Origin of the sequence: Tatumella ptyseos ATCC 33301 (genome assembly GCF_000735525.1) — a bacterium.
Classification (GTDB): Bacteria; Pseudomonadota; Gammaproteobacteria; order Enterobacterales; family Enterobacteriaceae; genus Tatumella; species Tatumella ptyseos.
Genome location: NZ_JMPR01000060.1, coordinates 1 through 930 on the forward strand (window position 1 = coordinate 1; position 930 = coordinate 930).

Genomic DNA, 930 nt, shown 5'->3' on the forward strand with positions numbered 1-930 from the left:
TGGATCAGGGTAACAACCATTTTGATGTTGTCACCAGGCATTACCATCTCTACGCCTTCCGGCAGTTCGATGGTTCCGGTCACGTCAGTTGTACGGAAGTAGAACTGTGGACGGTAGCCTTTGAAGAACGGAGTATGACGGCCGCCTTCGTCTTTAGACAGAATATAAACTTCTGACTCGAACTGGGTGTGTGGTTTGATTGAACCTGGTTTAGCCAGAACCTGACCACGTTCGATCTCTTCACGCTTGATACCACGCAGCAGAACACCAACGTTCTCACCCGCCTGACCCTGGTCCAGCAGTTTACGGAACATTTCAACACCGGTACAGGTTGATTTCGCAGTATCTTTGATACCAACGATCTCAACTTCTTCACCGACTTTGATGATCCCGCGCTCTACACGACCGGTAACAACTGTACCACGACCGGAGATTGAGAATACGTCTTCGATTGGCAGCAGGAACGGCTGATCGATAGCACGCTCTGGCTCAGGGATGTAAGAATCCAGGAAGCCAGCCAGCTCCAGAATCTTCTCTTCCCACTCGCCTTCACCTTCCAGTGCTTTCAGCGCTGAACCGCGAACGATTGGCGTGTCGTCACCTGGGAATCGTACTGTGACAGCAGGTCACGGACTTCCATTTCTACCAGTTCCAGCAGCTCTTCATCATCAACCATGTCACATTTGTTCAGGAACACGATGATGTAAGGAACGCCTACCTGGCGGCCCAGCAGGATGTGCTCACGGGTCTGAGGCATAGGGCCGTCAGTTGCAGCAACAACCAGGATAGCGCCGTCCATCTGTGCAGCACCGGTGATCATGTTTTTAACGTAGTCGGCGTGGCCCGGGCAGTCAACGTGTGCATAGTGACGGGTCGGGGTTTCGTATTCTACGTGTGAAGTATTGATGGTAATACCACGTGCTTTTTCTT

Annotated in this window: 1 pseudogene; it reads right to left on the bottom strand. The window is 51.7% G+C overall.

Annotated features, from left to right (window positions below):
• Nucleotides 1-930 (bottom strand): annotated as a pseudogene (tuf, locus tag GTPT_RS16560) (elongation factor Tu); the annotation flags it as partial.